The organism is Brachybacterium sp. EE-P12 (genome assembly GCF_003711805.1).
GTDB lineage: Bacteria > Actinomycetota > Actinomycetes > Actinomycetales > Dermabacteraceae > Brachybacterium.
This window is the reverse complement of the sequence record NZ_QXCP01000004.1, coordinates 423,167-449,309: the sequence shown is the minus strand read 5'-3', so window position 1 is coordinate 449,309 and position 26,143 is coordinate 423,167. Positions and strand designations below refer to the sequence as shown.

Annotated in this window: 25 protein-coding genes; 11 read left to right on the top strand and 14 right to left on the bottom strand. The window is 72.8% G+C overall.

Annotated features, from left to right (window positions below; all coding sequences use genetic code 11):
* Positions 1–3: 3 nt before the first annotated feature.
* From D1648_RS05135 to groES, 4 genes are all read right to left on the bottom strand, one after another.
* On the bottom strand, positions 4–963 hold the full coding sequence (locus D1648_RS05135; RefSeq protein ID WP_241155361.1) for a pseudouridine synthase: 960 nt from the start codon (positions 961–963) through the stop codon (positions 4–6).
* Positions 951–1,652: a hypothetical protein gene (locus D1648_RS05130; RefSeq protein WP_122939722.1), complete on the bottom strand. Its 702-nt coding sequence runs from the start codon at positions 1,650–1,652 to the stop codon at positions 951–953. The genes D1648_RS05135 and D1648_RS05130 overlap by 13 nt, the downstream gene beginning before the upstream one ends.
* Before the next feature lie 271 nt (positions 1,653–1,923).
* Positions 1,924–3,510 carry a chaperonin GroEL gene (gene groL / locus D1648_RS05125; protein WP_122939721.1) on the bottom strand — a complete coding sequence of 529 codons (1,587 nt, stop codon included), beginning with the start codon at positions 3,508–3,510 and terminating at the stop codon, positions 1,924–1,926.
* A gap of 5 nt (positions 3,511–3,515) precedes the next feature.
* The gene (gene groES, locus D1648_RS05120; RefSeq protein WP_122939720.1) at positions 3,516–3,812 is read right to left on the bottom strand and encodes a co-chaperone GroES; all 297 of its coding nucleotides are present in this window, start codon (positions 3,810–3,812) and stop codon (positions 3,516–3,518) included.
* Positions 3,813–4,255: 443 nt separating this feature from the next.
* On the opposite strand from groES, the gene D1648_RS17850 reads away from it, so the two are divergent.
* Entirely contained in the window at positions 4,256–4,423 is a 168-nt protein-coding gene (locus D1648_RS17850) for a hypothetical protein (RefSeq protein ID WP_164518587.1), read from the top strand.
* A gap of 28 nt (positions 4,424–4,451) precedes the next feature.
* On the opposite strand, the gene D1648_RS05115 is transcribed toward D1648_RS17850, so the two are convergent.
* Genes D1648_RS05115 through glp form a run of 4 tightly spaced genes read right to left on the bottom strand, consistent with a single transcriptional unit; the run spans position 4,452 to position 8,399 of the window.
* A complete protein-coding gene (locus D1648_RS05115; RefSeq protein WP_122939719.1) occupies positions 4,452–5,306 on the bottom strand; it encodes a metallophosphoesterase in 855 nt (284 codons plus the stop codon).
* A gap of 50 nt (positions 5,307–5,356) precedes the next feature.
* Positions 5,357–6,544 carry a molybdenum cofactor biosynthesis protein MoaE gene (locus D1648_RS05110; RefSeq protein WP_206424776.1) on the bottom strand — a complete coding sequence of 396 codons (1,188 nt, stop codon included), beginning with the start codon at positions 6,542–6,544 and terminating at the stop codon, positions 5,357–5,359.
* The gene (gene moaC, locus D1648_RS05105; RefSeq protein WP_122939718.1) at positions 6,541–7,080 is read right to left on the bottom strand and encodes a cyclic pyranopterin monophosphate synthase MoaC; all 540 of its coding nucleotides are present in this window, start codon (positions 7,078–7,080) and stop codon (positions 6,541–6,543) included. Before moaC ends, D1648_RS05110 begins: the two co-directional genes overlap by 4 nt.
* Positions 7,077–8,399 carry a gephyrin-like molybdotransferase Glp gene (gene glp / locus D1648_RS05100; RefSeq protein WP_122939717.1) on the bottom strand — a complete coding sequence of 441 codons (1,323 nt, stop codon included), beginning with the start codon at positions 8,397–8,399 and terminating at the stop codon, positions 7,077–7,079. The genes moaC and glp overlap by 4 nt, the downstream gene beginning before the upstream one ends.
* Before the next feature lie 329 nt (positions 8,400–8,728).
* Here glp and moaA point away from each other — a divergent pair, with 329 nt between their 5' ends.
* Both moaA and D1648_RS18490 read left to right on the top strand, forming a co-directional pair.
* Positions 8,729–9,829: a GTP 3',8-cyclase MoaA gene (gene moaA, locus D1648_RS05095; RefSeq protein ID WP_122939716.1), complete on the top strand. Its 1,101-nt coding sequence runs from the start codon at positions 8,729–8,731 to the stop codon at positions 9,827–9,829.
* A 10-nt stretch (positions 9,830–9,839) separates the two neighbouring features.
* Positions 9,840–10,253 carry a MoaD/ThiS family protein gene (locus D1648_RS18490; RefSeq protein ID WP_122939715.1) on the top strand — a complete coding sequence of 138 codons (414 nt, stop codon included), beginning with the start codon at positions 9,840–9,842 and terminating at the stop codon, positions 10,251–10,253.
* A gap of 23 nt (positions 10,254–10,276) precedes the next feature.
* Here the strand turns inward: D1648_RS18490 and D1648_RS05085 are convergent, their stop codons facing one another.
* The 5 genes from D1648_RS05085 to D1648_RS05065 all read right to left on the bottom strand — a co-directional run bounded on the left by D1648_RS05085 (position 10,277) and on the right by D1648_RS05065 (position 17,483).
* Positions 10,277–11,512 (bottom strand): ThiF family adenylyltransferase, encoded by a 1,236-nt coding sequence (locus tag D1648_RS05085; RefSeq protein WP_122939714.1) that lies wholly within the window; start codon positions 11,510–11,512, stop codon positions 10,277–10,279.
* Positions 11,513–11,670: 158 nt separating this feature from the next.
* A complete protein-coding gene (locus tag D1648_RS05080; protein WP_122939713.1) occupies positions 11,671–13,407 on the bottom strand; it encodes an ABC transporter family substrate-binding protein in 1,737 nt (578 codons plus the stop codon).
* 280 nt (positions 13,408–13,687) lie between these two features.
* Positions 13,688–15,460: an ABC transporter ATP-binding protein gene (locus D1648_RS05075; RefSeq protein WP_122939712.1), complete on the bottom strand. Its 1,773-nt coding sequence runs from the start codon at positions 15,458–15,460 to the stop codon at positions 13,688–13,690.
* A gap of 9 nt (positions 15,461–15,469) precedes the next feature.
* Positions 15,470–16,486 (bottom strand): ABC transporter permease, encoded by a 1,017-nt coding sequence (locus tag D1648_RS05070; RefSeq protein WP_122939711.1) that lies wholly within the window; start codon positions 16,484–16,486, stop codon positions 15,470–15,472.
* A gap of 4 nt (positions 16,487–16,490) precedes the next feature.
* A complete protein-coding gene (locus tag D1648_RS05065) occupies positions 16,491–17,483 on the bottom strand; it encodes an ABC transporter permease (RefSeq protein WP_206424775.1) in 993 nt (330 codons plus the stop codon).
* Positions 17,484–17,752: 269 nt separating this feature from the next.
* Here D1648_RS05065 and D1648_RS05060 point away from each other — a divergent pair, with 269 nt between their 5' ends.
* Positions 17,753–18,070, top strand: a complete 318-nt coding sequence (locus D1648_RS05060) for a hypothetical protein (protein WP_122939710.1) — start codon at positions 17,753–17,755, stop codon at positions 18,068–18,070.
* Positions 18,071–18,090: 20 nt separating this feature from the next.
* Here D1648_RS05060 and D1648_RS05055 read toward each other — a convergent pair whose 3' ends face one another.
* Positions 18,091–19,455: a molybdopterin molybdotransferase MoeA gene (locus D1648_RS05055; protein ID WP_122939709.1), complete on the bottom strand. Its 1,365-nt coding sequence runs from the start codon at positions 19,453–19,455 to the stop codon at positions 18,091–18,093.
* 168 nt (positions 19,456–19,623) lie between these two features.
* Here D1648_RS05055 and D1648_RS05050 point away from each other — a divergent pair, with 168 nt between their 5' ends.
* The 7 genes from D1648_RS05050 to D1648_RS18110 are packed head-to-tail and all read left to right on the top strand — an operon-like array spanning position 19,624 to position 26,134.
* Positions 19,624–20,610 carry an NADP-dependent oxidoreductase gene (locus tag D1648_RS05050; RefSeq protein ID WP_122940257.1) on the top strand — a complete coding sequence of 329 codons (987 nt, stop codon included), beginning with the start codon at positions 19,624–19,626 and terminating at the stop codon, positions 20,608–20,610.
* A gap of 36 nt (positions 20,611–20,646) precedes the next feature.
* Positions 20,647–21,960 carry an SAM-dependent methyltransferase gene (locus D1648_RS05045; protein WP_164518586.1) on the top strand — a complete coding sequence of 438 codons (1,314 nt, stop codon included), beginning with the start codon at positions 20,647–20,649 and terminating at the stop codon, positions 21,958–21,960.
* Positions 21,957–22,730: a DUF4129 domain-containing protein gene (locus D1648_RS05040; protein ID WP_122939708.1), complete on the top strand. Its 774-nt coding sequence runs from the start codon at positions 21,957–21,959 to the stop codon at positions 22,728–22,730. Before D1648_RS05045 ends, D1648_RS05040 begins: the two co-directional genes overlap by 4 nt.
* Positions 22,727–23,221: a hypothetical protein gene (locus D1648_RS05035; protein ID WP_122939707.1), complete on the top strand. Its 495-nt coding sequence runs from the start codon at positions 22,727–22,729 to the stop codon at positions 23,219–23,221. Before D1648_RS05040 ends, D1648_RS05035 begins: the two co-directional genes overlap by 4 nt.
* The gene (locus D1648_RS05030; RefSeq protein WP_122939706.1) at positions 23,221–24,222 is read left to right on the top strand and encodes a MoxR family ATPase; all 1,002 of its coding nucleotides are present in this window, start codon (positions 23,221–23,223) and stop codon (positions 24,220–24,222) included. Before D1648_RS05035 ends, D1648_RS05030 begins: the two co-directional genes overlap by 1 nt.
* On the top strand, positions 24,219–25,571 hold the full coding sequence (locus D1648_RS05025) for a DUF58 domain-containing protein (protein WP_122939705.1): 1,353 nt from the start codon (positions 24,219–24,221) through the stop codon (positions 25,569–25,571). The genes D1648_RS05030 and D1648_RS05025 overlap by 4 nt, the downstream gene beginning before the upstream one ends.
* Complete coding sequence (locus D1648_RS18110) at positions 25,571–26,134, top strand: hypothetical protein (RefSeq protein ID WP_241155360.1); 564 nt, start codon at positions 25,571–25,573, stop codon at positions 26,132–26,134. The genes D1648_RS05025 and D1648_RS18110 overlap by 1 nt, the downstream gene beginning before the upstream one ends.
* The last annotated feature ends 9 nt before the right edge of the window (positions 26,135–26,143 follow it).

Genomic DNA, 26,143 nt, shown 5'->3' with positions numbered 1-26,143 from the left:
GGGTCAGCGTACGGTCCGGTGACTGTGGAACTCCCGCGTCCGACCGGTGATCGGATCGGTGAAGGCGAGGGAGCGGGCGAGCAGCCGGAGCGGGCCGTCGGGCTCCACCTGCGGGACGGGATAGAGGTCCTCCCCCACGATCGGTGCTCCGCGGGAGGAGAGCTGGATGCGCAGCTGGTGGGTGCGACCGGTGCGCGGTCGCAGCGCGAGGCGGAGCGCTGCACCGTCGGCGGGGCCGAGCACCTCGAGCTCGGTGAGCGCGTTGGGAGTGCCGGGCACCACGACGGCGGTGAGCACGCCGCGCTCCTTGAGCAGCCGGTCCTCGAGCACAGCCCGCTCCCCCGGCCCCCGCGGCAGGGCACAGTCCTGGCCGGGCCGCACGAGCGCCTCGTAGCGCTTGTCCACCTCGCGGCGGGCGAACAGCTCCTGGTAGGCGCTGCGCTCTGCCGGCAGGATCCCGAAGGCGAGCACCCCGGCGGTGCGCCGATCGAGCCGGTGCAGGGGCACGAGCTCCGCGACCCCGGTCTCCCGGCGCAGCCGGACCAGGGCGCTGGAGAGGACGTGCGCGCCGCGGGGCATGGTCGCCACGTCGTGGGGCTTGTCGATCACGAGCAGGTGCTCGTCGCGGAAGAGGATCGGCAGAGGATCGGCCGGCACCTCCTCCGGGCGCAGCTCGCGGTGGAACCAGAGCTCGTCGCCGGGGCCGACGGGATCGGTCGCCGCCCAGACCCGGCCGTGCGCGTCGACGATCTCGCCGGCGGCGAAGCGGTCGGCCAGCGGGGTCGCCGCGGGATCCGCGAGGGCGGGGAACCGCTCTCGGAGCCTGTGCACGGCGAGGCCGGGGCTCGCGTCCTGCCCGATCCGCCAGCGCACGGCGTCCAGGCCTTCGCGCTGCAGGAGCGGGGGCGGCAGCCGACGGGCACGGCGGCGGGCGGCCCGGCCGCCCGGGGTCACAGCCCCCACACGACGAAGGTGAGCACGTTGTGGCCCGCATAGAAGGCCAGGAGCCCGAGCAGCAGCAGCGTCGGGTGACGATCCATGAAGGTCAGCGCCTGGGGCGCCTCGCGCCCCAGCTCGGCGAGGGTGATCGCGTCGATGTGCTCGATGCGGATCCCGGCGGCGCGCGCCCGACGCAGCGCCATCTCCTGGGCCCGTTCGCCGAAGAAGCGGCTCGAGACGGCCAGCAGCCGTCGGCCCTCGCGGTCCAGGACGTACACCCCGTCGTACGCCGTCTCGGGAGGGTCCAGCGCCTCGCCGGCGTCGGTGCTGCGGGAGATGTCCCGCACGGCGATGACGGAGCCGACCTCCTCCCAGCGCGCGGAGCGGGTGCGACGGAAGAGGCTCCGCAGCTCGAATCCGTCCTCGTCCAGCTGCAGCCACTGCGTGATCACCCGCAGGCAGACCACGCTCGCGCCGGCCGCGACCAGCACCCACAGCACCAGCGGCAGCGTGAACAGCACGTCGTGCATCATCAGCGGATCCCGCCACAGGCGCTGGCCCACGAAGCTGATGATCACCAGGAACTCGAGCACCACGGTGAACACGAACCCGATGATCAGCGCGCCGATCACGACGGCGGCGGGCGGCCCGAAGGTGCGGGTGGGCAGGTCCCCGCCGGCCGAGGCGGGCGCAGTGCCCGGCGTGCTCGTCACCACTGCTCCTCCGACTCTCGCTGTCCAGGGGACCGCTCCGGGGGATTCCGGGCGGGTGCGCTCATCTTAGGACTCGCACCCGACGCGGCACGGCATTGCGACGCGGAGCGGACCTACCCTCCGCCCCCTGGTCGGGATGTTCCTCGGGCATCGGGGTCCGCGGCACGACGGAGGGGCGGGCGGTGCAGGGAATCCCGCACCTCCCGCCCCTCGGGGTCGAGCAGGATCGACGCGATGCCGATCCCCGACTCGGAGGATCACTCCGAACCGATCACTCCTCGTCGTCGTCCTTCTTCTCGATGACGAGGGTCTCGGTGGTCAGCACCATGCCGGCGATCGAGGCCGCGTTGCGCAGAGCGCTGCGGGTGACCTTGACCGGGTCGATGATGCCGGCGGAGACCAGGTCGACGTAGTCGCCGGTCGCGGCGTTCAGACCGGTGCCGACGGACGCCTCCTTGACCTTCTCGACGACGACGTAGCCCTCGAGGCCCGCGTTCTCGGCGATCCAGCGCAGCGGCTCGACGACCGCACGGGCCACGGCGCGCACGCCCACGGCCTCGTCGCCGGTCAGGCCGAGACCGTCGGCCAGGACGGCGGAGGCCTGGACGATGGCGGAGCCGCCACCGGCCACGATGCCCTCCTCGATGGCAGCGCGGGTCGCGGAGACCGCGTCCTCGATGCGCATCTTCTTCTCCTTGAGCTCCACCTCGGTGTGAGCCCCGACCTTGATCACGGAGACGCCGCCGGCCAGCTTCGCGAGGCGCTCCTGGAGCTTCTCGCGATCCCAGTCGGAGTCGGTGTTCTCGATCTCGGCGCGGATCTGCGCGACGCGATCGGCGACCGCCTGGTCGTCACCGGCCCCGCCCACGATGGTGGTGGAGTCCTTGGTGACCACGACGCGGCCGGCATGGCCGAGCACGTCGGTGTCGACGGTCTTGAGGTCCAGGCCGAGGTCGGCGGTGACGACCTGGGCGCCGGTGAGCACCGCGATGTCCTGGAGCATCGCCTTGCGGCGGTCGCCGAAGGCCGGGGCCTTGACGGCCGCACCCTTGAAGGCGCCGCGGATCTTGTTGACGACCAGCGTGGACAGGGCCTCGCCGTCGACGTCCTCGGCGATGATGAACAGCGGCTTGCCGCCCTCCACCACCTTCTCCAGCAGCGGGAGGATGTCGGCCACGGCCGAGATCTTGCCCTGGTGCAGCAGCACCTGCGCGTCCTCGAGGACGGTCTCCTGGCGATCCGCGTCGGTGACGAAGTGCGGGGAGATGTAGCCCTTGTCGAACTGCATGCCCTCGGTGAAGTCGAGCTCCATCGCGGTGGTGGAGGACTCCTCCACCGTGATGACGCCGTCCTTGCCGACCTTGTCGAAGGCGTCGGCGAGCAGCTCGCCGATCTCGCGGTCCTGGCTCGAGACCGAGGCGACCGACGCGATCTGGGCCTTGTCGTCGACCGGGGTGGCGATCTCGCCGAGCTTGTCGGAGAGCGCCTCGACGGCCTTCTCGATGCCGCGCTTCAGGGCCGCCGGAGCGGCGCCGGAGGCGACGTTGCGCAGGCCCTCGTGGACGATGGCCTGGGCGAGGACGGTGGCGGTGGTGGTGCCGTCGCCGGCCACGTCGTTGGTCTTGGTCGCGACCTCCTTCGTGAGCTGCGCGCCGAGGTTCTCGTAGGAGTCCTCGAGCTCGATCTCACGGGCGATGGTCACGCCGTCGTTGGTGATGGTGGGGGCGCCCCACTTCTTGTCGAGGACGACGTTGCGGCCCTTCGGGCCGAGCGTCACCTTGACGGTGTCGGCGAGCTTGTCGACGCCCCGCTCGAGGGCGCGGCGGGCGTCCTCGTCGTACAGGATCTCCTTGGCCATAGGGGTCAGCCCTCGATGATCGCGAGGATGTCGCGGGCGCCGAGGACGAGGAACTCGTCGTTGCCGTACTTCAGCTCGGTGCCGCCGTACTTGGAGAAGACGACCTTGTCGCCGACCTTGACGTCCATGGGGACGCGCTCGCCCTTGTCGTCGAAGCGACCGGCGCCGACGGCGACGACCTCGCCCTCCTGGGGCTTCTCCTTCGCGGTGTCCGGGATGACCAGGCCGGAGGCGGTGGTCTGCTCAGCCTCGAGCGGCTTGACGACGACGCGGTCCTCGAGGGGCTTGATGGAGACCGACATGCGGCTCACTCCTTCATGAAGAGATGACTCTGCTTGAGTTCGGGGGCGGGGCCCGGATCCGATCGTCGTCGCGGTGCCGACCGGGGTGGGTCCCTTCGCGGCAGCCTCTGGCACTCTCGGCCGTCGACTGCCAACGGCGCTCACTCTAGGACGGCGGTTGGCACTCACGCAAGACGAGTGCCAGATCTGGGCGAGCCGCCCTGCACGACGGCGGCCCCCGCCCGCTCCCGCGCCCCGGCCGGCACGTGCCGCCACTTCGCCACGCTCGCTCTGGAGCCGCAGGTCACACCCTTTTTGTGAAGCGGGCAACTTGTCGCGCGAGAACCCATGACGTCACCTCGTGCGCGCGCTAGAACTGGAGATGTCGAGAGCGACGGAGCACCTGCGATCCAGGGCCCCTCGCGCACACTCATGAAACCTCCGACCCCGAGGAGCTGTCCGCCATGGCTTTCATCCGCACCCTTCGATCCGCCTTCCGCCGCCGCAGCGACCACCAGATCGCCCAGGACATCGTCGAGGCGGGCTCGCACCAGCACGGCGGCAGCGATGCCGCCGCCGCTGCCGCCCGTCACGGCTCCCAGGGCATCCGCCCCTACGGCTTCGGCTACTGACCGCTCCCGGCGGGCCCCGCGCGACGCGTCAGCGCCCCGCGGCCTCGAGGATCCGTGCGACCTGTTCGGGCGAGAAGCGGTAGACGGGGCGCTCCGCGTCGTCGGCGGTGTCCCCCGCGTTGGGATAGGCGGAGCTGACCACGCGCGGCGCACCCTCCCCCAGCTCGACGATGCTCGCGCCGGACAGCGCCAGCGCCTGCTCGTGCGCGTCCGCGCCGACGGGGTCGACCACGTTGGTGATCCCGGGAGCGACGTGCACCGGGATCCCCGCGATCTGCCCGGTCATCTCGTGGTGGTAGTGGCCGGACAGCACGATCCGCACATCGCTGCCGGAGAGGACGTCGGCGAGCTCGTCGAGTCCGTCGAGGTCCAGGCCGCGCAGCAGGTCCGTCGCCCCGACCAGGGGCGGGTGATGGATCGCGAGCACGCTCCCGCCCGGGGCCGGCTCCGCCAGCACGCCGCGCACCCAGTCGAGCTGCTCGGGGTGAAGGTGCCCGTAGCCGGCGCCGGGCACGCTCGAGTCCAGCACGACCACTCTTCCGCCGCCTGCGAGCGGGACCACGCGGTCCTGGCTGTCCGGCCTGCGCTCCCCCGCCGTGATCTCCTCGCCGTAGACGGCGGAGACGTCGTGGTTGCCCATGACGACCACGAGCGGGGCCGCGAGCGCGGCTGCGAAGGGGTCGAGGATCTCGTGGAGCAGGCGGTAGCTTCCCGGGGAGCCGTCCTCGGAGGCGTCGCCGGTGTGGACCACGGCGTCGATGCCCGTCAGCCCCTCGAGACGCTCGAGCACGCCGCGCAGCGCGGCCGTGGTGTCGATCCGGTCGTAGTGGCGGGCGGCGGGGTCGCCGTAGAGGTGCGTGTCGGTCAGGTGCAGGATGCGCATGGTCCGCACCGTATCCCCGCGAGGTGGCCGGGAGGTGACGTGCCGGTCGCTCAGCCCAGCGCGCCCACCCATTCGCTCCCGCCGTCCTCGAACACCTGGTGCTTCCACACGGGAACGCGCTGCTTGACGGTGTCGACCAGCTCGTCGCAGGCGACGAAGGCCTGCTTGCGGTGCGGGGCGGCGACCGCGCAGGCGAGCGCCGAGTCGCCGATCGCGAGCGGGCCCACGCGGTGGGCGACGGCGACCAGGGTGTCCGGATAGCGCTCGGCGATCTCGGCCGCGACCTCGGCGATCACGGCGTCCGCCGACGGGTGGGCGCTGTACTCCAGACGCTCGACGCCGCGGCCGCCGTCGTGGTCGCGGACCACGCCGTCGAAGGTGACCACGGCGCCGCACCGGGGGTCGGCGACGGCCTCGGCCATCGCGCCGACGGAGATCTGCTCGGCCGAGACGGTGGCATGCCGCACGCGCTGCGCTGCCTCTCCCATCGCGGGATCTCCCGGGATCCGCAGGCCCTGCGCCGCGGCGTCGCCGCGCTCGGCGCCGCTCTCCCCCGCGCCGAGGGGCGTCGTGCCCCGGGTCGGGTCCACGGCCGACGGGGCACCGGCTGCGTCCAGGGCAGTGCCCTCGGGATCGTCCGAGACCGCGTCCAGGCGACCGTCCGCGGGCTCCTCTGCGGCCCCCTCCGGCTCGACGTGGTCTCCGCCGTCGCGCTGCTCGAGGAGGTGGTCCAGCATCGGGTCGAGCACGGCGATGCCGTCCTTCACGCCGCCGCGCGAGCCGGGCAGGTTCACCACGAGGCTCCGTCCCGCCATCCCGGCGATGCCGCGGCTGAGCAGGGCGGTGGCCTTCTTCTCGGCGCCGCGGCGGCGCACGGCCTCGAGGATGCCCGGCATCTCCCGATCCACCAGCGGCGCGGTCTGCTCGGGGGTGACGTCGGTGGGGCTGATGCCGGTCCCGCCGGAGGTGATCACCACGTCGGTGCCGTCGGCGAGCGCGGAGGCGAGCGCCCGTCCCACCTCGGGACCGTCGGGCACGACGAGCTTCTCCACGGGGTCCAGTCCCCTGCCGCACAGCCACTGCACCAGCAGCGGGCCGGTGCGGTCCTCGTAGCTGCCGTCGGCGGCGCGGGTCGAGGCGATGAGCACGCGGGCGCTGCCGTGCAGCAGCGGCGGCGCGTCAGGGTCCTCGCGCACGGTGCAGTCGGCGTCGGTGCGTGCGGCGGGCATCTGCCTCATCGTTCCTCCTCGCGTCGCCAGTCCCCGCTCTTGCCGCCGGACTTCGCGAGCACCTCGATCCGCTCGATGACGGCGAGGTGGTCGACGGCCTTGATCATGTCGTAGAGGGCCAGCGCCGCCGTGCTCGCCGCGGTCAGCGCCTCCATCTCGACGCCGGTGACGCCCTTGGTGCGCACGGTCGCGGTGATCTCGACGCGGTCGCCGCGCGGGGCGAGGTCCACCTCGATCCCGGTCAGCGGCAGCGGATGGCACAGCGGGATCAGCTCGCTGGTGCGCTTGGCGCCCATGATCCCGGCCAGGCGCGCGGTGGCCAGCGCCTCCCCCTTGGGCAGATCGCCGCTGGCGATGCGGGCGACGACGTCCTCCCGGGTGCGCAGCGTCGCGTGCGCGGTCGCCTCGCGGGAGGTGACCTGCTTCACGGTCACGTCGACCATGTGGGCGGTGCCGTCGGCACGCACGTGCGAGAGGTCCCCGTCGCCGGCACCGGGGGCAGGCGCGGGGGCGGGCTCGGACGGGGTGGCAGAGGCGTCGGTCATGAGTCTCCTCCGGGGATCAGCAGGGTCTCGAGCAGGTCGCCGTCGCGGACGGCGTCGATGCCCACGGGGATGATCGCGAGCGCGTCGGCGGCGGCGTATCCGCCGATGAGGTGGGAGGAGGGACCGCCCACCAGGCGCACCTGTCCCGAGGGCAGGACGCGGGCCCGACGGTACTGGGCCAGCGCGGCGGGCGAGGCCTCGGGCTGCTCGAGCTGGACGGGCAGGCGCAGACGCCGTCTCGCGGGGGCGCCGAGAGCGGGGCGGGCGATCAGCTCGCAGCTCAGCAGGGCGGAGACGGGGTTGCCGGGGAAGGCGAGCCAGGGGATGCGGCGCCCGTCGACCTCGAGGGTGCCGATGCCCTGCGGCCCGCCGGGCTGCATCGCGATCTTCGGGAAGGTGAGGGCGGTGCCCGGCAGCTGCGAGGCGTGGCGCACCACCTCGAAGGCGCCCATGCTCACTCCGCCGCTGGTGACCACGAGGTCCGCGTTGTGCGCGGTGACATGGGAGCGCAGGGCGTCGAGGAGCTGCTCGGCGTCGTCGGGGACGGTGCCGGTGCGGACGACCTCGGCGCCGGCCTCGGTGAGGGCGGCGGCGAGGCCGGGCCCGTTCGCGTCGTGCCGGGCGCCGGGGCCGGGCTCTCCGTCGGCCGCGGGGCGCACCTCGGAGCCGGTGGACAGCACCACGACCCGCACCGGGGCGAGCACCTCGACGTCCCGCAGCCCGCAGGCGGCGAGGTGGGCGATGCGCGCGGGGGTGAGCAGGTGCCCTTCGCGCAGGACGGTGTCCCCGCGATGGGTGTCCGAGCCGCGGCGACGCACGAAGCGACCCGGCGCGGCCGAGACGGGGGTGAGGGTGACGGTCCCACCCGCGCCGTCCTCGCCGGCGACGGTCCCGTCGGGGCCGCCGGTGCCGGAGTCGGCCCCGTTTCCGCCCGGGCCGTCGGCGGTGAAGCGTCCCTGTGCGCTCTCCTCGACGGGGAGCACGAGATCGGCGCCGGCGGGCAGCGGCGCGCCGGTCATGATCGGGCGGGCGGTGCCGGGGGCGAGCTCACCGGGCGGGTCGCCGGCGGCGATCGTCAGCCCTAGCGGGAGGGTCACCTCGGTGCCGTCGCCGGCGAGGTCGGCGCTCGAGACCGCGAAGCCGTCCATCTGGGAGTCGTCGTGGCCGGGGAGGTCGACGAGGGCGCGCTGCTCGGCGTGGGCGATGCGCCCGGAAGCCCCGCCGTCCAGCGGGATCACCTCGGTGCCGCGCACGAGGGCCAGCAGCGCGACGGCGTCGGCCACGTGGTCGGCCAGGGGTGTGCGGCGCGGTGGCGTCATGTGCTGCGGTCTCCTTCTCGTGCGCTCCTCGGCGCGGCGTGCCTGCCCGGCGACGGTGCGTGCGCGCCGGGCGGTGCGCCGTCCCTCGCCCGCCCGTGCGGGGCGTCCCGCTGGTCGCGGCGCACCTGTCCAGTATGGCGCTCCGCCGCGGGACCCGCGGCCGATCGTGGTGCGCGATGCGATCCGCACCGTGCACGGCAGCACCCTCACAGTGCGCGATGCCACCCGTACGGTGCCCGGTGCCACGCACAGGTCCCGCCCCCGTCTCGGGGACCCGTCCTATCCTGGAGGGGCCCCGGTCGTGCCGGGATGCAGGAGGAGGTGAGCGCATGTCGACCCGTCGGGTGTCCCTCGGGATGCCGGTGCCGCGACGCACCGACGAGACCGCCGACTCCCTCCCCGACACCTCCGATCGTCCGGACACCCCGGCGCTCGCGGACCGTTTCGGACGCGCGGCGACGGATCTGCGCCTGTCCCTGACGGACTTCTGCAATCTGCGCTGCACCTACTGCATGCCCGAGTCGGGGATGGTGTTCCTCAAGAAGGACCAGCTGCTGTCGGCCACGGAGATCGTGCGCCTGGTGCGCATCGGCGTGGAGCGGCTGGGGATCCAGCAGGTGCGCTTCACCGGCGGGGAGCCGCTGACCCGGCCCGATCTCGAGGAGATCATCGCCGGGGTCGCCTCCCTCGAGCAGCGCCCGGACATCTCACTGACCACGAACGCGATCGGCCTGGACCATCGCGCCGCCCCGCTGCGGGAGGCCGGGCTGGACCGGATCAACGTCTCCCTGGACTCGGTGGTCTCCGAGACCTTCGAACGGCTCAGCCGGCGCCCGCTGCTGCACCGCGTGCTCGCCGGGATCGACGGCGCCCGCGCCGCGGGTCTGGATCCGATCAAGGTCAACGCCGTGCTCATGCCCGGGATCAACGACCACGAGCTGCCCGACCTGCTGGACTGGTGCCTCGAGCGCGACCTGCAGCTGCGGGTGATCGAGCAGATGCCGCTGGACGCCGACCACCTCTGGGACCGCGGGGCGATGATCACCGCCGAGGACGTCCACGCGATGCTCGCCCCCCGCTATGCGCTCGCCCCGGTCGCGGAGCCGCGCGACGGCGCCCCCGCCGAGCTGTTCGAGGTGGCCGACCGCGCCACCGGTCGCCATCGCGGCAGGGTGGGGATCATCGCCTCGGTGACCCGTCCGTTCTGCGCGGACTGCCGACGCACCCGGCTGACCGCCGAGGGGCGCGTGCGCACCTGCCTGTTCTCGCGCGAGGAGACGGATCTGCGCACCGCGCTGCGCTCGGGGGCGGACGACGAGGCGATCGCGCAGATCTGGCGCGCCGCCCAGTGGGGCAAGAAGGCCGGACACGGCATGGACCGCGACGACTTCGTGCAGCCGGAGCGCCCGATGAGCGCGATCGGCGGTTGAGGAGGACAGCATGACCAGCATCGACACCCAGTCCGACCACCGGCTCGACGAGCATTCCGGGCAGGACCCGCGCAGCGACGGTTCCGCCGTGCCTGCGGCGGCCCAGACCGCGGCCGGGGCCCAGGCCGCACCTGGGGCTCTGGCTGTATCTGGGGTGCCGACATCTGGAGCGCCGACCACGCCGACCATCGCCGTGCGTCTGTTCGCGGGGGCCGCCGCAGAGTACGGAGCCGACGCGACGACCGTGCACGCACGCACCCTGCAGGGACTCGTGGACGCCCTGACCGCCGGGGCCTCCGAGCGGGCGGCGCAGGTGATCGCCCGCTCGAGCTTCCTGGTCGACGGGGTCGCGCGCACGGACCGCGGACACGAGCTCGAGGACGGCGTCCGCGTGGACGTGCTGCCGCCCTTCGCCGGCGGCTGACGGGCGCTCCGGCAGGAGGCGTCTCACCTGCCCGGCGACTCTTCGATCTCGGCCTCCGGCACCTCCGCGAAGCCGCCGCGCAGCGAGCGCACCGCGATCCCTCGGTCGGCAAGGACCCGCTGCGCGCTCGCCGAGCGGGAACCGGCGGCGCAGTAGAGCACCGCCCCGGCGAACTCGTCCCCGCCGCCGTCGGCCCCGCCCCCGTCAGCCCCGCTGTCGCCGCCGCCACCGTCACCCGCTCCTACCGCGCTGAGCAGCTCCCCCATGGGCACGTGCTCGGCACCGCGGATCATCCCCTCGGCGAGCTCGGCGCTCTCGCGGATGTCGATCAGGCGCGTCCCGGCCGCGCGCAGGGCAGGCAGGTCCTCGGCGGTGACCTCGTCTCCCGCCGGCCCCGTCGGCCCCGGCAGCCCGCAGGTGACCATCACGTCCTCGATCGCGCTGACCGGGCGGCGGGCAGAGTCCCGTGCGAGCGGCAGCTCGTCCCAGCGGGCACGCAGCGCGTCGTAGAGGGCGAGCCGGCCGAAGAGCACGTCGCCCATACCGGCGAGGACCTTCACGGCCTCCATCGCCATCGTCGAGCCGATCACCCCGCACAGCATCCCGAGCACCCCGGCCTCCGCGCAGCTGGGCACCTCTCCGGGCCGCGGCGGGACGGGATGGACGTCGCGATAGGTGACCCCGCTTCCGCCCGCGCCCCAGAACACGCTGACCTGACCGGAGAAGGCGAGGATCGACCCCCACACCAGCGGAAGGTCGAGGATCTCGCAGGCGTCGGAGGCGAGATAGCGGGTGGGGAAGTTGTCGGTCCCGTCGAGCACGAGATCGTGGCCCGCGAGAAGCTCGAGGGCGTTCGCCGGGGTGAGGGCCTCGACCACGGCGCGCACCGTGACCTGCGGCGCCTGGGCGTGCAGGTGAGAGGCGGCTGCGACGGCCTTGGACCGACCGAGGTCCGCCTCGGTGAACAGCACCTGCCGGTGGAGGTTCGTGGCATCGACGGTGTCGGGGTCGAAGATCGTGATCTCGCCGATGCCCGCGGCGGCGAGATAGGACAGGACCGGAGCGCCCAGGCCACCGGCACCGATCACCGCGACCCGGGCACCGGCGAAACGCCTCTGCCCGGTCTCCCCCAGCTGCGGCAGACGCATCTGGCGCATGTGCCGCCGGTCGTCGAGATCCGCTGCGGCGGGCCGGTCCGGCGGCACCGCGAGGTCCAGGATCCTCGGCGGGGAGGAGGTGGTCCGGTCGGTGCTGCTCATGGCTCCAGTCTCCCCCACCGCGCCGATGCACCTCCCGACCTCCGTCCCAGCAGTCAGGTTGCAGCTGGGCACGGCGCCGGCCCTGCTCCCCGTGAACGGGGTGGGGCCCCGAGCGTCTCCGCTCGGGGCCCCGCCCGTCGATGGCGCTGTGCGCCCGCTCAGCCCTCGAGCTTCGCGGAGCCGGCGACGTAGCCGATCTTGGTCCAGTCCGGGGTCTGGAATCCCTTGGCCCCGAAGTTCGCGAGATCCTCGTTCTGCACGAAGAAGTCGTAGGACTGCCACAGCGGGATCGTGCCGGCGAGCTGCCACAGGTTCGCGTCGATCTGATTGACCAGATCGAGGCGCGCATCGGGATCGGTCTCGACCGCGGCCTGGTCGATGAGCTTGTCCGTCTCCTCGTCGCCGATCTTGCCGAAGTTCTGCTCGCCCGACGTCTTCCAGATGGCGTCGCCCGAGGAGAGGAACGGGGTGCCCAGCCAGCCGAAGAGGGTCAGGTCGAAGTCGCCGGGGATGACGTACTTCGAGAAGAGGTCCGTCGGCGGAACCTTCTGCACCTTCATGGTGATGCCCACGGCCTTGAGCTGCTCCTGGACCACGGGGACCACGGCCTCGTTGGTCTTCGAGCCGTCGTTGTAGACGTAGGTGATCTCGATCGGCTCGCCGTCCTTGGAGGCGACGAGGTCGTCGCCCTCGCCCTCGAGGGTGTAGCCGGCGTCCTCGAGCAGCTTCTTGGCGGCCTCGGGATCGTAGGTGCCCATATCGCCGGCGTTGTCCTGGTAGCCCTCCTGGTTGGTCATCAGGAGGTGGTTGTTCAGGGGCTCGGTGCCGTCCGGGTAGGGCATCGTGGCGTTGACCGAGAGGAAGACCTCCTCGCGATCGATCGCGCGGAAGATCGCCTGGCGCACGGCCTGGTCCGCGAGCGGACGGCCCTCGGCGCCGTTGAGGGTGATGTGGCTCCAGTTCGGACCCGCGGCCTCGCGCAGCACCGCGCCGTTGCCGATCAGCGGCTCGACCACGGAGTAGGTCGCCGGGACGGTGGTCTCGATGACGTCGAGCTGGCCGTTCTGGAAGCTGGTCGCCGTCGCGGCCGGGTCCTCGATGGTGGTGAACAGGACCTGGTCGAGGAAGGGCTTGTCGCCCCACCAGTTCTCGTCGGGCTCGAGCAGCACCGTCTTGTTGCCGGAGTCGATCTTGCCGATCTTGTACGGGCCGGCAGTGACCTTCGGCTCCTCGATCCACCCGGTGTTGAACTCATCGGCGGACTCGACGAGGGCATCCGGCATCACGGAGACCAGGCCGATCCAGTCGGCGTACTTCTCCTTGAAGGTGACCACGGCGATCAGGTCGCTGTCGCCCTGCTCGATCTTCTCCACCTTGCTGTAGCCCTCGGAGGAGGCGATCGCGTACTCCTCCTGGGAACCGTCCATGACCTTGAAGACGTTCTCGATCGACTTGTAGTCGATCGGAGTGCCGTCGGACCAGGTCATGCCCTCGTTGAGCTCGATCTCCATGACCTGCGGGTCCTCGGAGACGAGCTCGATGCGCTTGGTGTACTGCGGGTTCGGGCCGACGACGCCGGCGGCATCAGCCAGGGTGAGGACCGGGTAGATCGCCTCCAGCATCTCCGTCGTGTTGCCCTCGTTGCCGTCGGAGTGGTTCCCGTTCCAGTTCGCGGGGAAGGCGTTGTTGGCCAGGCGCAGCACGCCGCCCTCGCCGAGCTCGTCCCGCTCCTTGGCATTGATGTCGTTCTGATCGGAGGCGATCTGCTCGCCGCCCCCGCCGTCGGAGCCGCCGCTGCCGCCGCCGGTGCCCGGGTCCTGGCTGCACGCCGCCAGCGCGGTCATCGAGACGGTCAGAGCCGTCGCCCCCAGGATGGAACGCCGCGTCACACGCATATGAATCTCCTTCGTTCGCGGACAACGAGATCGTCGAGTCCGCTCGATGGTCTGTACCAGCAGGCGTGATCGGCGGCGACCACCGTGGTCGCGCACTGTCCTGCGGTGTGATCAGTCTGTCACCAGCCGGTTACCGACGTGTGCACGGAACACTCCTGTTACCCGTTCGCAACACAGCGATCCACGGCCCGTCCCGGGGCACGCCGACGGCGGGCGGCGCCTGCGTGCGCCGCCCGCCGAGACGGGCATCGCACCCGGTCAGGTGCGGGTCAGAGGCGGGTCACTCCGCGTCCTCCGGATCCGGGAGGAAGCCGCCGGTGGTGCCCTCGAAGGCCTCGCGGTCGATGCTCTCGCGGCGCCGTGCGCGGGCGACCTCCGGATCCGGGATCGGCACCGCGGAGAGCAGTTCCCGGCTGTAGGGGTGCTGCGGGTTCGTGAACACCTCCTCGGTGTCGCCCAGCTCGACGATCCGCCCCTTCTGCATCACCGCGATGCGATCCGAGATGTGCCGGACCACGGAGAGGTCGTGGGAGACGAACAGGAAGCTCACCCCGAGGCGCGCGCGCAGATCGGCGAGCATCGCGAGCACCCCGGCCTGGACCGTCACGTCGAGCGCGGAGGTGGGCTCGTCGAGGATGATCAGCTTCGGATCGCAGGCCAGCGCCCGGGCCACGCCGACGCGCTGGCGCTGCCCGCCCGAGAACTCGGTCGGGAAGCGGGCCGCGTGCTCGGGCAGCAGCCCCACCATCTTCAGCAGCCAGTCCACCCGCTCGTCCATGCGCTCCTTGCTGTACCCCTGGACGCGCATAGGCTCCTTGATGATGTCCGCGATGGGCATCCTCGGGTCGAGCGCGGCCATCGGGTCCTGGAAGACGACGGTGACGTCCGAGCGCAGCGCCGCGCGCTCCTTGCGGGTCAGCGCGCCGGTCTCCTTGCCGCCGATGCGGATGACGCCCTGCTGCGGGGTGCGCAGCTGCATGATCTCCATCAGCGTGGTGGTCTTCCCGCTGCCGGACTCGCCCACCAGCGCCAGGCACTCGCCCTGACGGATGTCGAAGGAGATGCCGTCCACGGCGCGCTGCTCGCCGACCTTCCGGCGCACGATGGCGCCCTTCGTGATCGGGAAGACCCGCACCAGCTCCTCGACCTCGAGCACGGTCGGCATCTCCTCGCGCGGGGGCCGGGCCCCGTCGTCGTCGACGACCTCGGCGAGCTTCTGCATCGCGGAGCCGGCGACGCTGCGGGACTCCCCCGCCTCGCCGGCGTCGACCCGGGGCACCGCGGCGAGCAGGTCCCGCGTGTACTGCTCGCGCGGGGTGTAGAAGATCTCGTCCACCGTGCCGAGCTCGACCATCCGCGAGTCCTTCATTACCAGGACCCGGTCGGCGAATCCGGCGACCACTCCCATGTCATGCGTGATCAGCACGGTCGCCGCGCCGATGAGCTCCTGCGCGGACTTCAGCAGATCCATCACCTGCGCCTGGATGGTCACGTCCAGCGCGGTGGTGGGCTCGTCGGCGATGATCAGCTCGGGCTCGTTGGCGATGGCCATCGCGATCATGGCGCGCTGGCGCATGCCGCCGGAGAACTCGTGGGGGTACTGGTTCGCCCGTCGGCCGGGCTCGGGGATCCCGACCGCGTCGAGCAGCTCGACCGCCCGCTGATGGGCACGGGCCTTGGAGGTCTCGGGGTGGTGGATGCGCACCACCTCCGCGATCTGCTCCCCCACCCGGTACACCGGGGTGAGCGCGGAGAGCGGATCCTGGAAGACCATGGAGATCGTGTTGCCGCGCAGGCGCGAGAGCTGCCTGTCGTCGAGCTCGAACATCCTGTGCCCCAGCATCTCGATCTCGCCGCTGATGCTCGCCGTGCGCGGGAGCAGGCCCATCACGGCCAGGGAGCTCACGGACTTCCCGGAGCCGGACTCGCCGACGATCGCGAGCGCCTCGCCCTTGTGGACCTCGTAGCTGAGGTCCTGGACGGCGTGGACGGTCCCGTACTCGGAGGGGAAGGAGACGCTCAGGTCCCGCACTGAGAGGATCGGTTCGGACATTCTGCTTCCTCAGATCCGGCTGGAGCCGCTGGTCGGGTCGAGGGCGTCGCGCAGCGCTTCGCCCATCAGGTTGATGGCGATCACCAGTGCGGCCAGCACCGCTGCGGGCGGGATCCAGGTGTAGGGCGCGGAGATGTTGTAGTCCTGCAGGACGGTGCCGAGGGAGACCTGCGGGTACTGGATGCCGAAGCCGATGAAGGACAGGCCCGTCTCGCCCAGGATCGCGGCGCTCACGCCGAGCGTGGTGTCGATGATGATCCAGCTGGCGATGTTCGGGATGATGTGCCGCGTCATGGTCACGATCGGGTGGACGCCCATGAACCGTGCCGCCTCGACGTACTCGGTGCGCACCAGCTGCTGGGTCATCGCGCGCAGCACGCGGGCGGTGAGCATCCAGGCGAAGCCGGCCAGCAGCGGGATCATCCACAGCCAGCTCGCCTGCTGCAGCGCCGGGCTGAAGAGCATCAGCAGCAGGATCGAGGGGATCACCAGGAAGAGATTGATGAGGTTGACCAGGGCGCCGTCGCCCAGCGCCCCCCACTTCCCCTTGTGGCTGATGTAGCCGGCGACGATCCCGACCACGAGGGCGAGGAAGGTGGTCAGCAGCGCGGTGCCGATGCCGATGATCAGCGAGATGCGCAGGCCCTGCATGGTCCGCGCGAAGATGTCCAGGCCGTTCTCGTTCACGCCGAACCAGTGGTAGGCGCTGGGGCCGGTCAGGGCGTTGCGCAGGTCCCGTTCGAAGGGCCCGTACTGGTAGACCATGGGCCCGATCACGGCCATCAGCACGAGCACGAGGAAGATGACCATCCCGATCCAGGCGCTCGGGTTGCGGAAGAAGCGTCGCCGCAGCAGCTCGCCACGGCTCATGGACTCGATCGCCGGGCCGGCGCTCTCGTCGATCTCGGTGTCCCGCAGCTCCGGATCGTCGACCGCGGCGCCCATGACGGGGTTCGCCTCGGGATCGGTGCGGCGGCGCAGCGCGGAGGCGTCCTCGGTGCCGCGGATGTCGTTGGGGTTCGTCATCGAGTCACCGGATCCTCGGGTCGAGCGCACCCTGCAGGATGTCTGCGAAGGTGGCGGAGAGCAGGGTCAGGATCGCCGTGTACAGGACCACTCCGGCAGTGCCGTTGACGTCGGCCATCTGGATCGCCGAGATCGCGAAGCGGCCGATGCCCTGCCAGTTGAACATCAGCTCCACGAACAGCGAGCCGGAGAAGGCTCCGCCGACGGCGAAGGCGAAGTACTGCCCCATCGGGATCAGCGCCATGCGCAGGCCGTGGCGGTTCATCGCCCGCCCCCGGGTGAGCCCCTTGGCCCGGGCGGTGCGGAGGTAGTCGCTGCCCAGAACGTCCAGCGTGGTGACCTTCATGTAGCGCGAGTACGAGGCGGCGGCGGTGACGGCCAGCACGATCGTCGGCATGATCAGCGCCTTGGCCTGGTACGTGATCGAGTCCCAGGAGCCCGGCTCCAGGAGCGGGTTGATCGGGTTGATGGCCGGCAGGCCCCAGCCGCTCAGGTCCATGATCCCCTGGTTCGTCTGCTGCACGATGAGGATGATCACCGGGGTGGGCAGGGAGAGGATGAAGAAGGCGAGCAGCGTCGAGAGGCGGTCGCCGATCGAGTCGCGCCGCACGGCGGCCAGCATGCCCAGCACGATCCCCAGCACGGTCCCGATCACGGTGCCGAGCACCACCAGGCGGAGGCTGATGGGGACGCGGGTGAACAGCTCGTCCATCACCGGCACCATCGACTTGTTGGTGCCCGTGGTGACGCCGAGATCCCCGCGGACGAGACCGCCGAGCCAGTTCGCGTAACGCTCGAACAGCGGAGTGTCGGGATTGACGTTGCGCACGTCGAGGTACATCTGCGCGGTCGCCGCGGGCACGGGCTCGGTCGCGATCGGCGGGTACAGCACCTCCTCGGGATGCATGAGCGACGCGGACAGCAGGTACGCGAAGCTCGTGGCGACGAACGCCAGGATCACGTACGTCAGCACTCGCAGGGAGACGAACCTAATCACGCTTCCCCCTCGACACGCTGTTGTTCATCCGTCGGGATCCTTCCGTGCTTCATCATCTCGTCCGCGCGGGCTCGCGGTGAACCCGCCCGACCCCACCCGGCCGGTGCTGCGTCCGGTCACTTCGCCGTGAGCCGGAGGCCGCGCTGGTCCCGACCCCGGTTGTGTCCCAGGTCTCTCGGCAGGCACGGCACACCATAACGCCTGTGATGGCCGCTGCCCGACGAAACTGACCCGCGGGTACGTGGCCGGGACGAGGTTATGCTCGAATCGTGACCTTCCTGCACCTGCTCGTGCTCGCGCTCGGCATCGTCGCCGCGCTCGTGCTGGCCGACCTCCTCGGTCACCGCGGGGTCGGCCCCTGGCCCCTCGGCCTCGCCGCGCTCGTGCTCGCCGTGGGCGCGGGGATCCTCTACAGCCCGTGGCTCGCCGCGTTCTCCCTCGGCCTCGCGCTCGGCGCGGCCCTCGTCATGGTCGCCTCGTTCACGCGCAGCCTGCTCGACCGCCGCCACGCCCGTCGGGAGCAGGCCCGGCGAGCGCAGGACGCCCGACGGGCACAGCTCGAGGACGTCGGCGCGACCCATCGCTGACCACGATCCTCACCGGTCGGTCAGAGCGGGATCACCAGCACGCTGAGCGTCGGGTCGCCGGGGGCGGCGTCCGCGGCGGAGGAAGCAGGAGCCTCGAGACGGGCCGCTCCGTCCGTGCCGGGGACGGCCCGATCGGCCGCCTCGCCTCCCGGGCCCGTGCCGCCCCGCAGCACCAGCGCATCCGCCCTCCCGTACGGCGCAAGTCGGCGACCGGGCACGATGCTCACCACCTCGCGGCCGCCCTCGGTGCGACGCAGCCGTCCCGGGAGGGCGTGCACGACGTCCGGGCCGCCGCGTCGCGGGCGCTCCTCCCCCGCCTCCAGCAGCACCCGCCGCGGAGCGCCTGCCCCGCCGCTGTCGCCGTCGCCGCAGGCTCCCAGCAGCGGGCGCGCGAAGAGGTGATAGCCCACGAGCGCGCCGACGGGCGTCCCCGGCAGGTGGACGACGGGCGTGCCTCCGGGCAGGTGTCCGTATCCCTGCGGCCCGCCGGGTCGCAGCGCGAGATGCGCGAAGCGCGAGCTGACTCTCCCTCGCGGGCCGAGCGTCGTCTTGACGACGTCGTAGGCGCCGTGGCCGATCCCACCGGTGGTGAGCACCAGATCCGCCTCCTGCGCGGCCTGCTCGAGGGCGGCGCGCAGAAGAGCGGGATCATCGCCGCAGCGCAGCGGCGGGAGGGCGTGCGCGCCGTCGGCCGCGAGAGCGGCGGCGAGCATCATGCCGTTGGACTCCCGCACCGCGCCCGGCACTCCGGCGCCGTCCGGCCCTGCACCGCCGGCCGCCCCCTCGCCCTCCCCGGTGAGCTCGTCGCCGGTGACGACGACCGCGACCCGCAGGGGCCGCAGCACCTCGAGGGCGCGCAGACCGAGGGTGCGGGCGAGGCCGACGAGCCCGGCCCCGACGCGATCACCCGCCTCGGCGAGCACCGCCCCGGCCTCGATCTCCTCCCCCGGTCCGCGCACGTGCCGGCCCTCGACGGGCAGGGCCCCGAGGGTGAGGGTGACCGTCGCGGGGGAAGGCCCGAACGGATCGGTGTCGGTCGCCTCGACCTCGACCACGGCGTCCGCCCCCCGCGGGACGGGGGCGCCGGTCATGATCCGGGCCGCGCTGCCTGCAGGCAGCGGCGGCACCTCGCCGAGGCGGGCGGGCAGCTCGGCGGCGACCGGGAGGGTCGTGGCGCTGGGAGCGGTGAGGTCCGCGCGCCGCACCGCGAAGCCGTCCATCGCGGCGATCGGGACCGCGGGCACCTGCTCCGGGCTGCGCACGCCCGCGGCGAGCACCCTGCCGCCAGCGTGCTCGAGCGGCACGTGCTCGGCGGCCCGGGGAAGGGCGATCGCGGCGCGCAGCTCCTCGCGCCACTGCCACGGCGAGGGACGATCCGTGCTCATGGTCCTCCTGGAGGCGAGGTGCTGGATGAGAGGGGCTGGGAGGGGCGAAGGGCGGACGTCGGCACCCCGCGGGCACCGCATGCAGGCTCCATGATCGCCCATCCCTCGCCGCCCGCGCCGGACCTCCGCCATGGCCAGGCCCCGATCCCGGGGTGCATGATGGATGCCATGCGTGAGATCCGTTTCGACCGCTTCGGCGGCCCCGAGGTCCTGGTCCTGCACACCGATGCCGAGGTCCCCGTGCCAGGGCCCGGGGAGGTGCTGGTCGAGGTCGACCACGTGGGCCTGAACCCCCTGGACTACAAGATCCGCGACGGCTCCTCCGGCAGGGCGCAGGACCTCGCCCTGCCCGCGGGGACGGGACGCGAGATGGCCGGCGTCGTGCGCGGCGCGGGACCGGACCTGGACGAGGCCGAGCTCGCCTCGCGCGGCCTCGCGCCCGGCACCCGCGTGTTCGGCATGCGCGATCTCGGCGACAGCCGTGGTGTCGCGGCCGAGCTGATCGCGATCAGCGCCGACGACCTCGCCCCGATCCCCGGGGAGACCGCCGAGGAGGACCTTCCCCGCTGGGCGGGCCTGGCCCTGGCCGGACTCACCGCGATCGCGACCGTGGAGGACACCGCGCGGATCGCCCCGGGCAGCACGGTGCTGGTGCACGGCGGCAGCGGCGGCGTCGGCCAGCTGCTCATCCCGATGGCGCTCGAGGCCGGCGCCTCCCGCGTCTGGGCGACCGGCCGCGCCGCGAACGCGGAGCGACTGCGGGAGCTGGGCGCGCTGCCCATCGCGTACGACGGGACCGACTGGCGGGCCGAGATCCATCGCGCCACCGAGGGGCGAGGGGTGGACGTCGTGCTGGACACGCACTACCACTCGACCTTCGTGCCCAGCCTCGACGTGGTCGCCGAGGGCGGGATCGTGGTGCCGCTCCCCTCCCTCGCGGATCTCACCCCCGCCCATGAGCGCGGCATCGAGGCGCACGTGCCGCGGATCCGCCCGGGACGCGACCGCCTGGACCGGCTCGCGCAGGGTGTGCGCAGCGGCCGCTATCCGCTGGAGGTCTCGCAGATCCTGCCGCTGGCGGAGATCGGCCGCGCCCACGAGCTGCTCGAGCACGGCCACACCCGCGGAAAGCTCATCCTCGACGTCCGCGCGTGACGGACGGGCACGTGCCCGGCAGGTAGCCTGCAGGGCATGTCCTCCCGAGCCGCAGATGCCGAGTCGGCGGTCGCACGCGCCCTCGAGCCCGTCCTGAGCAGCGAGGGCTGGGCGCTGCTGAACTCGCTGCCGCCGTACCGCGAGCAGGACTCGCTGAGCCAGGGAGCGCGTCTGCGCGAGGCCGGGCACGCGCCCGAGCTCGTCGCCGCGGTGATGACCCAGTCCCGACTGCGGGCGCGGGCGGAGGACAAGTTCGGGGAGTTCGCCTCCTCGATGCTGTTCACCCCCGACGGTCTCGAGCAGGCGACCCGTCTGCCCGTCGCGGCCCGGCACGCCGAGCGCTTCGCCCGCGCCGGGATCGCCTCGGTCGCGGATCTCGGCTGCGGCATCGGCGGGGACTCGATGGCCCTGGCCGGGCTCGGCCTGCAGGTCCGGGCGGTGGACCGCTCCCCCGCCGCGGTCGCCGTCGCGACGATGAACCTGCGCCCCTTCCCCTCCGCGAGCGTGCACCTCGGAAGCGCGGAGGACCACGATCCTGCCGCGACGGAGGGGATCTGGCTGGACCCGGCGCGGCGCACCACCAGCGGCTCCGGCACCCGGCGCCGCCACGATCCGGAGGAGTACGAGCCGCCGCTGTCGACCGTGCTCGAGCTCGCCCGGACGCTCGGCGGCGGCGAGGAGCTCGGCCCGCTCGGCGCGAAGCTCGGCCCCGCCGTGGACCGCGAGGCGCTGCCCGCGGAGATCGAGACCCAGTGGCTCTCCTTCCACGGCCAGGTCCTCGAGGCCGTCGCCTGGTGCGGACCGCTCGCCCGGGAGGGCGTGACCTCCTCGGCGGTGCTCGTCGGCCGCGACGGCGCGCACCGGCTGGACCGCGGCGCCGACGCGCCCGCAGATCCGGAGCCCGGCGCGCTCGGCGACCACCTCTACGAGCCCGACGGCGCGGTGATCCGGGCGGGACTGATCGGCCGTCTGGCCGAGGACCTCGGCGCCCGCACCCTGGACCCCTCGATCGCGTATCTCACCGCCGACCGCCGCACCGACACCCCCTTCGCCCGCGGCTACACGGTGCGGGACGTGATGCCCTTCGGCCTCAAGCGCCTGACCTCCTACCTGCGCGAGCACCGCCTCGGCGTGCTGGAGATCAAGAAGCGCGGCACCGCCGTGCAGCCCGAGGAGCTGCGCCGCAAGCTGCGCCCGCGCCGCTTCGGCGGGGAGCACGCCACGCTGATCCTCACCCGCATCGCCGGGGAGCAGTCCGTCGTCGTGGCCTCTCCGCACGCCGCTCCCCGCCCCGAGCCGTCGCCGACCGACGCTCCGCCCGAGGACCCCCGGGAGCGCGACCGGCCATGACCGAGGACCATTCGACGCAGCGTCGCGTCGTCGCCCTCCTGCTCCTCGTCGCCGCGCTGGGCGGGCTCGGAGCGGTCTCCCTCGGGGCCGCCGCCGAGCGTGGACCGCTCAGCGTCGTCGCCGGTCCCACCCGCCCGGCCGATTCCTCACCCGCCACCCCGGCGCCCGAGACCATCGAGCAGCCGAGCTGGAACACCCTCGACGTCCCGTCCACGCCCCCGCGCCCCGATCTCGGCCATGCTCCAATGATCATCCTGCTCTCCCTGCTGGGAGCGGTGCTCGTGGTCCTCGCGGTCTGGGTCGCGCTGCGCATGAGGGCGCTGGCCCGACCGGCACCGCCCGAGGCGGGCGAGGCCGCGGAGGACGAGCTGACCGCCGACCGCGCCCGGGCCGCGCTCGACGAGGCCCGCGACCCGCTGTCCAGCCTGGTCGACACCCAGGACGCCGTGATCGCCGCCTGGCTCGTGCTCGAGCGATCCCTCGCCGAGGCGGGCGTGCCGCGCCATCCGTCACGGACCACGCTCGAGTTCGTCGTCGAGGTGCTCGCGGCCTTCGACCTGGACCGCTCCGCGCTCGACCGGCTCGCCGGTCTGTACCGTCGGGCGCTGTTCGATCCCTCCCCGCTCGGCGAGGACGACCGCACGGCGGCAGTCGCCGCCCTGGACCGCCTGAGCGCGGATCTCGACGCGCTCGGCGCGTCGTCCCCGCGGGTGGTCGCGTCCCCGGCCGACGAGGGCGAGCGCGGAGCCGACGGGGGTGGGCGCAGATGAGGACCGATCTGCTGGATCTGCTCTGGCGCATCGCCGCGACCACGGCGGCGACCGTCGTCCTGGCCCTCCTCTGCCGGCTCATCGGTCTCGAGCTCTCACTGCCCCTGCCGATCGCGGTGGGGATCATCGCCGGGGCGATGTGGTGGTTCCTCCGCGTCGGCCCCGACCGCGCCGAGCACACCCATGTGCCCGATGTCGACCTCGACGCCGACTACGCCCTCCCCCACGCCCAGGACATGCGGGTGCGACGGCTCGAGGACATGATCCACGGCGCCCAGCCGCACCGCCGCATGACCAGCCGCGGACTCGCCCTCGTCCTCGCCGACATCGCGGAGGAGCGGGCCCGCGACCCCGATGCCCCGGCGCTCGGGCACGAGCTGAGCCGACTGCTCCGCACCGCCCGCACCGAGGGGGCGACCGTCCCGCCGATCGACCGCAGAGCACTGCACCGCTATCTCGACGAACTCGCCCCGCGCGAGGAGAGGCACTGATGTCCCAGAACTCCACCTCCCCCTTCCCTCCGGTCGAGGCGTCGGCGGCCGCCCAGGCCGTGCTCGACGCGGTCGAGACGGCCGTCGTCGGCAAGCGGAAATCGCTCGAGCTCGTGCTCACGGGGATCCTCGCGGGCGGCCACGTGCTGCTCGAGGACCTCCCGGGGCTCGGCAAGACCCTCGCCGCGCGCTCCTTCGCGCAGGCGCTCGGGCTGCCCTTCACCCGCGCGCAGTTCACCCCTGATCTGCTCCCTGCGGATCTCACCGGCGCCGAGGTGTTCGACCAGCGCACCGGCGAGTTCTCCTTCCGTCCCGGGCCGGTGTTCACGGGCCTGCTGCTGGCCGACGAGATCAATCGCACCCCGCCGAAGACCCAGTCGGCGCTGCTCGAGGCGATGCAGGAGCGGCAGGTCTCGGTCGAGGGCACGACCCGGAAGCTGCCCGCTCCCTTCCACGTGCTGGCCACCGCGAACCCGATCGAGCACGAGGGCACCTATCCCCTACCCGAGGCGCAGCTGGACCGCTTCCTGCTGCGGCTGTCGTTCGGCTATCCCTCGGCCGAGCAGGAATGGAGCGTGGTCTCGCGCCGCATCGATCGGCGCCGGGAGGAGCAGGAGGTCCCCGAGGTCCTGGACGCGGAGCACCTCCTCTCGCTCCAGCGCGCGGTCGAGGACGTGCACGTCGAGGAGGCGGTCGGCCACTACGCGGTCGAGCTGGTCGCGGCCACGCGCAGGCACCAGCACTCTCTCGTGGGCGCCTCGCCCCGCGGCACCCTCGCACTCATCGTCGCCGCCCGGGCGCTCGCTCTGATCCGGGGCCGCACCTACGTGGTGCCCGAGGACGTCAAGGACCTCGCCCACCCGGCGCTCGACCACCGCGTCACCGTCAAGCCCGAGCTGTGGCTGCAGAACGCGACCGGGGCCGGCGTCGTGGACGCGGTGCTCGAGATGGTCCCGGTCCCCGCCGCCGCACAGCCAGTCCAGGCGCCGGCGTCGGCGTGAACACGCGTCCTGACGGCGAAGCCGCCGACCCCGCCCGCACCGTGCGCAGCCGGCCGACGGGGGCGCTGGTCCGCGCCGCCGCCGTCGGAGTCTCCGCGCTCGTCCTCGCGGTCCTCGTCGGAAAGCCACCGCTGATACTGGTCGGGCTGCCGCTGCTGGTCTGGGCGGTGGCTGCGCTCGCACGGCGCACGGCCCGCGGCGAGGAGCGCGGGGTGCCGCTGCCCCGGCTGCGCCTGAACCGTCAGCAGCTCGAGGAGGACGGCGCGGCGAGCGCGACCGTCACCACGGCCCCCGGCCTGCTCACCACGGCCAGCCTGCCGATGCCGCCGCATGCGGATCTCGCCCCCCGCTACGGGTCCCGCACCGGCGACGGGACGACGCGCCTCCGCATCGGCGCACGACGCTGGGGACGGATCGAGGTGGGGCCCGCCCACGTGCTCACGGCCGACGCGCTCGGCGCCTATCGCACCGAGGTCACCCTGCCTGCGACGTCGCTGCAGGTGATGCCCGCTTCCGTGGTGCTCGACGCCCCCGTCGACGTCCCCTCGCCGATCGGGGTCAGCGGCGCGCACCTCTCACGCCGACGAGGCGACGGGACGGCGCTCGCGGAGGTGCGCGCCTTCCGTCCCGGGGACCGGCTGCACCGGATCAACTGGCGGGTCACCAGTCGCACCGGGACGCTGCACACGAACGCGACCTTCACCGAGCAGGACACCGAGGTCCTCATCGTCACGGACACCACGTCGGACGTCTCCCCCGCCCCCTGGGCCAGCACGGAGGCGCCCACCAGCCTGGACATGACGATCCGGGCGACGACGGCGGTGGCCCGCCACTATCTCGGCGCCGGCGACCGTGTGGCCGTGTTCGACATCGGCCACCTCATCGGGCAGGTGCCCGCCGGCTCCGGACCCCGCCAGCTGCGGGTGCTCACCGATGCACTCGCCCGCGCCTCCCGCGACGACGGCACGCTGCGGCCTCTGCACCGAATGCGGTCCGTGCGGCCCGGGACGCTGACGGTGGTGTGCTCGCCGCTGCTGCGACCGGAGCCGATCGCGCAGATCGGCATGCTCGTCTCCCACGGCGCCGACGTCCTCGTCGTCGACACCCTTCCGGCGAGCATCGGCGACACCTCGGTGCTGCGGGGTCGGCCGCTGAAGCTCGAGGGGCGGGCCTCCGAGCGCTTCTGGCCGGAGGCCTGGGCGCTGCGGCGGATGCAGCGGGAGACGACGGTGCGCGAGCTGCGCGAGGCAGGGGTGCCGGTGACCGCGTGGGAGGGGGCCTCCTCCCTGGCCCCGGTGCTGCTCTCGCTCTCCGCCGCCCGCAGCGCGCCCCGGCGCAGGAGGGCATGATGCGCGCGGGTGTCCTGATCGATCCGATCGCCGACCGGCTGCTCGAGCTGCGTCGCATCGCCCCGGTCCAGTGGGGTCTGCGCGGCGGCGGGACTCTCGCGGTCGCGGGTGCGCTCGCGCTGGCGCTGATCAGCCCGTCCACCTCGGGTGCGTCCGTGGGGATCGTCCTGGCCGTGCTTGTCTCGGCGATCGGGCTGGTGGCGCTGTGGTTCGACCCGGACACCGACCTCGGGGTCCTCGCGCTGCTGCCCGTCGTCGCGGCGCTGTTCCTGCGGGGCGATCTCACCATGGCTCTCGCCGGGGCGACGGGGCTTCTGCTGCTGCTCGGCCATGCGGCCTTCGCGATCGCCGCGGTGATGCCGGTGCACGGCACGCTCGAGCGCGCGGCGCTGCGCCTGGCGGTGCGCGCCCTGGCCGGGGTCGCAGTGCTCGCCGTCGTGGCAGGGCTGCTGACGGTGCTGCTCGCCCGGATCCAGCTCGGGCCCTGGATGATCGTCCTCGGCGCCGTCGCGGCGGTGGCGCTGTGGATCGCGGTCGTGCCCCGCGCCCCCGGGCGGCGCTGAGCGCCTGCA